The organism is Mesorhizobium sp. M0243 (genome assembly GCF_040321775.1).
GTDB lineage: Bacteria > Pseudomonadota > Alphaproteobacteria > Rhizobiales > Rhizobiaceae > Mesorhizobium.
The window spans coordinates 1-5,300 of the sequence record NZ_JAMYSF010000061.1 but is presented as its reverse complement, the minus strand read 5'-3'; the positions used below and the strand labels follow the sequence as shown (position 1 = coordinate 5,300).

The window sequence follows — 5,300 nt, the reverse complement described above, 5'->3', positions numbered from 1 at the left end:
GCGTCAACTTCTCGCGGCCTCAGGCGTTCCGACACCTGCTTATCGCTTGGTGGCCAATGCAGCGGACGTAGAGGATTCTGCAAGGGAGATCGGACGCCGGTGATAGTTAAGCCTGCGGGGGGCAGCGGCAGCGTCTGTTTGGCGGGCACGCGTGGCGATCCTCGCCAAGGATACTGGTCGAAGAATTCGTACAAGGCCAGCAGTATTGGATTGACATAATGGGAGATGAGGTCATTGGGATTGCCGCCCTGGAATTCGGTCCTCCACCGCAGTTCGTCTACCATGAAGCCACCTATCCGGCCCGCGCTGACTGATGACGAGCATGAGCGTATCAGTGATGTTTCGCTGAGCTGTTTGCGAGCTCGCGGCCTTGGGTGGGGGCCAACGAACGTTGAACTCCGATGGACGAAGTGTGGGCCAGTCGCCATTGAAGTCAATCCGCGTCTTGCTGGTTCGCCCGGTCCTCAAATGGTTCAATTGGCTTACGGAATCGATCTCGTCACGGAGCACATTAAGTTTGTCACCGGTGACGAATGGAATTTGAAGAAGCCATTCCGAGAATGCGGCCGCGCGATTCCTGGTTGCTGATCGCGATGGCACGCTCGATTGGATCGGTGGCGACAGTCAGGCGGCTGCTGTATCAGGTGTCGCCGAGGTCAAATTTACGTTCAATCCAAGACGCCGATTGTCAGAAAAGGCGATTATCGAGATTGTATCGGACGCGTCATCGCCTCCCCGCACCGAGGCGATACTTCAGCGTGCCGTCGACTTGATCGGTTGGGTCGATAGTCGAAAGTGATTCAAAAGATTCCAAGCTCACATGACGATGCTGGGCGTTAGTGCATGGATCCGGACTTGAGCGGAGGCGATCTTTGAAGCGACAGACTAATGCCGTGGCTGCCTTGCGGCGGGCGGATTTTGGGCGTGCGCAGGCAAGCATGCGATTGAAGGCGGCGCAGCCGGTGGCGACTTTGGTCTGCTGAACGGGAAGCGACCGTGCCCGCAAACGTCGCCCGAGGGAAGGCGCTGGTGAGTCCGACACGGTCTCGGTCAATCTTCACCTCGCTGGTCAGGCCGCGCCAAGGTGCGGAGCATCAAAACTCATTGACAATCACTATGAACGACAATATGTCGACAGAAAGAGGGACCGGCGTTCACTACACGCGAACAACTTTTCGCAGGCTAATCCCTGTGCCTTCACATGGACGGATGGATGGAGATTTCAGATGCAGATACCTCAACTGAGCGGCATCCTGACGGCCCTCGCCACCCCTTATGATGATAGCGGCCGTCTGGACCTGAGGGCCTTGGACAAGCTTGTTGAGTTTCTCGTCTCCAACGGCGTGCATGCCCTCATTCCCGGCGGCTCCACGGGCGAATACTATTCCCAGACCCTCGAGGAACGGAAAGCCGTCCTGGCGCGCGTGGCCGAGGTCGTGAAGGACCGCATCCCGCTTTATGTCGGCGCCAACAGCATGCGGCCCGAGGAGACGATTGAGGTCGCAAAGTTCGCCGAAGGCCTAGGCTACGGGGCGCAGTTGCTGGCGGCTCCGCCTTACTCCCTGCCGGGTAAGACGGAACTCATTGCGCATTTCCGCAACATCGGCAAGAGCACGTCACTGCCGATCATCCTCTATAATTTTCCCGCCCGCACCGGCGTGGACATGGACAAGGAGTTCCTCGAAGGCGTCCTCGATATCAAGAAGATCTTCGCCATCAAGGAATCGAGCGGTTCAATCTCCCGCTATTACCAGCACATGGTCCTCTATCCCGAACTGCAACGCGTCTGCGGTTTTGATGATCAGGCCCTGGACCAATTCCTGTGGGGCACGCGCTCCTGGATCGCCGGCGCTTCCAACTTCCTGCCGGCCGAACACGTCGCCCTCTATAATGCGTGCGTGAAGAAGGAAGACTTCCTGCTCGGGCGCAAGCTGATGAAGGCGTTGATGCCTTTGATTTACCTGCTGGAGAACGGCGGCAAGTTCAACCAGTACGTTAAATTCGGCGCGTTGCTCGCTGGCATTGCGATCGGCGACGTCCGCGCTCCGCTGATGGGCCTTTCCGATACCGAGCGCTCCGAGTTCCGCAAGCTCTACGAAGACCTCAAGTCGCAGAACATCGCCTCCTGGGTAAATTGAAGGGCCCAAGAGCCGGTTGAGGACATAATATGACCGTCAAAATTACGATCCCCGCGACCTTCGAGACCCGCCCGTTCATCAACGGCGACTATCGCGGCACGGAACGCGGCGAAACGTTTGCGACTTTCAACCCTGCCACGGGCAAGGAACTGGCGCAGGTTTCCTCGGGCGACGAAGCCGACATCGACAGGGCTGTCGCGGCCGCGCGCGCTGCGTTCGAACGCGGGTCGTGGTCGCGCCAAACGCCCCGCGACCGCAAGAAGGCGCTGCTGCGCTTCGCCGACCTGATCGAAAAGAACACCGAAGAGCTCGCCCTGATCGAGACGCTCGATTGCGGGAAACCTCTGAACGATTCCCGCAACGTCGATCTTCCCGATAGCATCGAGACCCTGCGCTGGCATGCCGAAGCGACGGACAAACTCTACGATCAGATGTCTCCAGCCCCGCTCGACGTCGTTTCCATGATCGTGCGCGAGCCGGTCGGGGTTGTCGGCGCGGTCCTGCCGTGGAACTTCCCGCTGTTCGTCGCCATGTGGAAGATTGCGCCTGCGCTCGCCACCGGAAATTCCGTCGTCGTCAAGCCGGCGGAACTGACCTCGCTTTCGATGCTGCGCCTTGCGGCCATCGCCGCCGAAGCCGGACTTCCCGAAGGCGTGCTTAACGTCGTGCCTGGCATGGGCCCGACCGCCGGCCGCGCGCTCGGCCTGCACATGGACGTCGACTGCATCAGCTTCACGGGTTCCGGCGAGGTCGGCCGCTACTTCCTGAAATACGCCGCCGAATCGAACATGAAGCGCATTGTCTTGGAATGTGGCGGCAAGAGCCCAGCCATCGTTCTCGATGACGTGAACGACTTCACCCCCGTGGTCGAGCAGATCGCGGCCGGGTTCCTGTTTTGCCAGGGGGAGAACTGCTCCGCCGGCACACGCCTCATCGTCTCCGAGAAAATCCGCGAACCTCTGCTCGCGAAGCTCAAGGAAACCGTCAAGACCTGGAAGGTCGGAGATCCGCTGGATTCCGCTACAAAGATCGGCGCCATGATCGAGGAGCCGCATATGCAGAAGGTCCTCTCTTACATCGAGAAGGGCCAATCCGAGGGCGCGAAGCTGACGCTCGGCGGCAATCAGGTATTGAAGGGCACCGGGGGCTACTTCATCGAGCCGACCATCTTCGAAGGCGTGACGAACGACATGGTGATCGCGCGAGAAGAGATTTTCGGTCCCGTCCTGTCAGTCATCAGCGTCCGTGACGACGCCGAAGCCGTGCGCATCGCGAACGACACCAATTACGGCCTGGCGGCGTCGCTCTATACGAACGACCTCAACCGGGCTCACCTGATCGCAAGGTCGATCCGCGCCGGCACCGTTTCGGTCAACTGCTACTCGGAAGGCGACTTCGCGGTCCCCTTCGGCGGCTACAAGGAATCCGGGTTCGGCGGGAAGGACAAGGGCTTCGCCGCCCACGACCAGTATACCGAAACAAAGTCCATCTGGATGCAACTGCGCTAGTCGGCGCCGAAATCCACGGACTGCAGAGAATGGCTGTCGGGGCCGGATCTGGCCGGTCATATATGATCGGGTTCGGAAGCATCAGGGTCAGGGACACCGTATGCTCGATGACATAGCGCAGGAGAAGGACAGGCTTCTTGCCCAACTGTCGGCGGGAGTTCCGGTGTTCTGGATCAACCACGCTCTTGCGCTATCGCATGACGGCAGTGCATATCGTCAGAACATCGCCGATGCGCGGCAGCGTTTGCGCGATGCCCGTTACCATCTTCAGGGCTCTTTCCCCGTGACTCGCGGCCTGGCCGACGTCGTCGAATCCCCGCTCCTTTCCGTTGAAAGTCTCGGAAAGCGCTGGAACATTCCGCGTTGGCTCGTCAAGGCTGACCATTCCCTGCCGATTGCCGGGTCGATCAAGGCGCGGGGAGGGTTCAACGAGGTGCTGGCCTTCGCGGAACGGGTGGCGACTTCGAACGGTCTCGCCCGGAGGTCCCCCGAGCGGCCGAGTTACACGCACCCGGACGCGCGTTCCGTCTTTTCGCACTATTCGGTCGTTGTTGGCAGCACGGGCAATCTGGGTCTTAGCGTCGGAATGATCGCTTCTAGCCTTGGCTTCCGGACGGTTGTCCATATGTCGCGCGATGCCAAGACCTGGAAGAAGAATCTCCTCCGCGCCAATGGCGTCGAGGTCGTCGAGCATGCCGGGGACTATTCGATCGCCGTCCAGCAGGGGCGCCAAGCCGCCGAAGCCGACCCGAAATGCCACTTCGTCGACGACGAGCATTCGATAGACCTGTTTGCCGGCTATGGCGCTGCCGCAGCCGAACTGGCTTCGCAACTTGAGGAGCGGCGGATTGTCGTCGATAACGATCATCCGCTGTTCGTCTATGTGCCTTGCGGCGTCGGCGGCGCGCCCGGCGGGATCACCTACGGACTGAAGTCGCTTTTCGGAAAGAACGTACATTGTTTCTGGGCTGAGCCTTCGGCTTCGCCCTGCATGCTCCTTCAGCTGCTGATTGGCGTTCACCGGAGCGTGTCCGTCTACGATATTGGTCTCGACAACGTGACGGAAGCGGACGGACTGGCCGTCGGCAGCGCGTCTCCTTTCGTCGCGCCACTCATGGCTGACCAGGTCTCCGGCATCTACACCGCTGACGATGGCCAGATGCTGGACATGATGCTGTCCGTGCGGGACGCCCAAGGCCTCCAGGTCGAGGCTTCTGCGGCCATGGCCTTACTCGGCCCGCTCTTCCTGACCGCGAGCGAGGAAGGCCGCGGTTACGTCCAGGGGCATGGACTAGGACGAACTTTGCCGAATGCGACGCATATTTCGTGGACGACGGGCGGCTCGCTGGTTCCGGCCGCCGAATGGCAATTGCTCTACGAACGGGCGGAGGCCTTCCGCGGCAAGGTGAGCGCCCTGGCCGACGCCTGGAAGCAATGACAAGGCCGCCTCGCTTGACGTCGGCGATGTGGGAACTATGGGCGACTACAGACGAAGGCGACACGCTTTGGCAGTCCGGTCGTCGCTCGCGCAATCTATCACGGGCAGGTTGGGTATCATATAATACCAACGGTCTTGGCTGCTGACTCTTTTGTGATTTTGGCCGATTTGCGCGCCGTGATTCCCTATTGCCGAAGGAGATTCGGCGATGGGATC

Annotated in this window: 3 protein-coding genes and 2 pseudogenes; 4 read left to right on the top strand and 1 reads right to left on the bottom strand. The window is 60.3% G+C overall.

The genetic code is table 11. The features are described from left to right. Positions 1 to 799, top strand: a pseudogene (locus NKJ11_RS33510) (ATP-grasp domain-containing protein); the annotation flags it as partial. Positions 800 to 889: 90 nt separating this feature from the next. Here the strand turns inward: NKJ11_RS33510 and NKJ11_RS33505 are convergent. Then, positions 890 to 1,054, bottom strand: a pseudogene (locus tag NKJ11_RS33505) (IS5/IS1182 family transposase); the annotation flags it as partial. 172 nt (positions 1,055 to 1,226) lie between these two features. Between NKJ11_RS33505 and NKJ11_RS33500 the strand changes: the two are divergent. The 3 genes from NKJ11_RS33500 to dsdA all read left to right on the top strand — a co-directional run bounded on the left by NKJ11_RS33500 (position 1,227) and on the right by dsdA (position 5,084). Next, entirely contained in the window at positions 1,227 to 2,138 is a 912-nt protein-coding gene (locus NKJ11_RS33500; protein ID WP_352795161.1) for a dihydrodipicolinate synthase family protein, read from the top strand. Positions 2,139 to 2,167: 29 nt separating this feature from the next. Continuing rightward, positions 2,168 to 3,646, top strand: coding sequence for an aldehyde dehydrogenase (locus NKJ11_RS33495; RefSeq protein WP_352795160.1), 1,479 nt, complete (start codon positions 2,168 to 2,170; stop codon positions 3,644 to 3,646). Between the two features lie 100 nt (positions 3,647 to 3,746). Beyond that, positions 3,747 to 5,084, top strand: coding sequence for a D-serine ammonia-lyase (gene dsdA, locus NKJ11_RS33490; protein WP_352795159.1), 1,338 nt, complete (start codon positions 3,747 to 3,749; stop codon positions 5,082 to 5,084). Positions 5,085 to 5,300: the final 216 nt, after the last annotated feature.

What these genes read in the sequence shown, in the direction of transcription:
- NKJ11_RS33495 (WP_352795160.1), top strand. Translation starts at nt 2,168, where the DNA reads ATGACCGTCAAAATTACGATCCCCGCGACCTTCGAGACCCGCCCGTTC.
- dsdA (WP_352795159.1), top strand. Translation starts at nt 3,747, where the DNA reads ATGCTCGATGACATAGCGCAGGAGAAGGACAGGCTTCTTGCCCAACTG.
- NKJ11_RS33500 (WP_352795161.1), top strand. Translation starts at nt 1,227, where the DNA reads ATGCAGATACCTCAACTGAGCGGCATCCTGACGGCCCTCGCCACCCCT.